General features: G+C 69.0%; 2 protein-coding genes. Both read left to right on the forward strand.

All coding sequences use genetic code 11. The features are described 5' to 3' along the window. The first annotated feature begins 147 nt into the window (after nt 1–147). Nucleotides 148–1344 (forward strand): eCIS core domain-containing protein, encoded by a 1197-nt coding sequence (locus DVH02_RS33260; protein WP_114627566.1) that lies wholly within the window; start codon nt 148–150, stop codon nt 1342–1344. 199 nt (nt 1345–1543) lie between these two features. Beyond that, the gene (gene tpx, locus DVH02_RS33265) at nt 1544–2047 is read left to right on the forward strand and encodes a thiol peroxidase (protein WP_114627567.1); all 504 of its coding nucleotides are present in this window, start codon (nt 1544–1546) and stop codon (nt 2045–2047) included. Nucleotides 2048–2127 lie beyond the last annotated feature (80 nt).

Genomic DNA, 2127 nt, shown 5'->3' on the forward strand with positions numbered 1-2127 from the left:
CGGGGGCGGTGGGTCCGACCGGCCTGCCGGGGGCATCCGGGCAGGCGCGGGCTCTGCCCCTTCGGCGCCCGAACGTGCCCTTGTCTACCTGGACTCCCCCTGGTCGCCCCAGTAGAACAAGGTGACTCGCTAAGCTGAGGGAGAACTATGGATTCCGCAAAGGACAAGGCGTCCGTAGCAGAAGTCGGAACAACTCGCCGCCAACGCCCCGCGGCTCCGGTACGCAAGAGGCCCCAGGGCATCCCCGGACTGCAGAGCACGGCCGGGAACGCGGCAGTCGTCCAGATGCTGCGCCAGGCCGGTCACGCGTGGGCCGAGGAGCGGCACGAGCACGGCTCCGGCTGCGGCCACACGGAGACGCCCGCGGTGCAGCGCGCCTCCGCCCAGAACGTCCTGCGGGAACCCGGTACTCCGCTGAGCGGCGGGCTGCGCTCCGAGATGGAGGCCCGCCTGAACGCCGACTTCTCGAACGTACGTCTGCACACGGGCAGCGCCGCCCAGAGTTCCGCGGCCGAACTGGGCGCGCGCGCCTACACGTCCGGCAGCCATGTCGTCATCGGGCGGGGCGGCGAGGACAAGCACACCCTCGCCCATGAACTCACGCACGTCATCCAGCAGCGGCAGGGCCCCGTGTCCGGCGCGGACAACGGCAGCGGTCTGCGGGTGAGCGACCCCTCCGACCGGTTCGAGCGCGAGGCCGAGGCCAACGCCCACCGGGTGATGAGCGGACCGGCTCCCACCGTCGCGGCTGCCACCAGCGGTTCCGACGCGGCCGGTGACACCGCGGCCGTGGCCGAGCCGACGGTCTCCCGGGCGATTCAGCGGCAGTACGCCGGCCGCCACAAGGTCAGGTACGCCGACTCCTCCCAGCTGGGAGTGGGCAGCATGATGACGGCCGAGCTGCACCCCAAGAAGGTGAAATACGGCGGCAAGCCGACGGTCAAGCCCAGTTGGTGGCCGAAGAAGGGCTCCGCGTCCGGGGACTGGTTCTCCAAGTACATGGTGCAGGGACACCTCCTGAACGACAACCTCGGCGGTCCCGGCAACACCTTGGACAACTTGACACCGCTCACCAAGGCGGGAAACCGCAAGCATCACGAAATGGCGGAGTACAACGTAAAGGACGAGATCAAAAAGGGAAACATTGTCGAGTACTCGGTCGAAGCCGTGTTCGACGGAATGGTGACCGGGGACAATTTGGGAGCCACCGGCACTGCCGCTGCCGAGGTCGACAAGTACTACGCCGCTTACATTCCCTCGTATCTCAACTGCCAGACGACCGTCTACGACTCCAAGGGCCGGTACCTGTACGGCGAGGCGTGGATCGTGCACAACACCTACTGACGGGAACCGCCTCGCCGGTCGCGACCGCCGCCGGACCCCGCGCCGGTCGTCCCTCGGGACGGCGCGGACGGCGCGGACGGCGGCGGACGGCGGCGGCCGAGGCCCGGGAGGTCCGGAGGGCCTGGAGGCCCCGCCCGGGGTGTGACGCGGAGGCGGTAGCGTCGGAGGCAGTGCGTTTCCCGTAACTCAGGAGGATCACATGCCGAGCACCGTCAATTTCAAGAGCAACCCCGTCAACGTCAACGGTGACTTCCCCAAGGTCGGCTCCGAGGCGCCCGCCTTCGAGCTGGTGGCGGGCGACCTCTCGACGGCCACGCTGAAGACCTTCGCCGGGCAGCGGAAGGTCCTCAACATCTTCCCGAGCGTCGACACGGGCACCTGCGCCGCGTCGGTCCGCAAGTTCAACGAGGTGGCGGCCGAACTGGCGAACACCGCGGTGCTCTGCGTCTCGGCGGACCTGCCGTTCGCGCAGGGCCGGTTCTGCGGGGCCGAGGGCCTGGAGAACGTCAAGACCCTCTCCACCTTCCGCAGCCGCGCCTTCGTGGAGAACTACGGCGTCGACCTCGCCGACGGCCCCCTCGCCGGCCTCGCGGCGCGTGCCGTGGTCGTCCTGGACGAGAACGACAAGGTGATCTACACCGAGCTGGTCGAGGAGATCACCGAGGAGCCGAACTACGAGGCCGCGCTCGCTGCCCTGAAGTAGTCACGAACGCCGCCGTACCCGCCGGACGCCCGGCGGGTACGGCGGTACGGGTGTTAGGCGGTACGGCGGTACGGGTGTTC

This window comes from Streptomyces corynorhini (assembly GCF_003346515.1).
In the GTDB taxonomy this organism is placed as follows: Bacteria; Actinomycetota; Actinomycetes; order Streptomycetales; family Streptomycetaceae; genus Streptomyces; species Streptomyces corynorhini.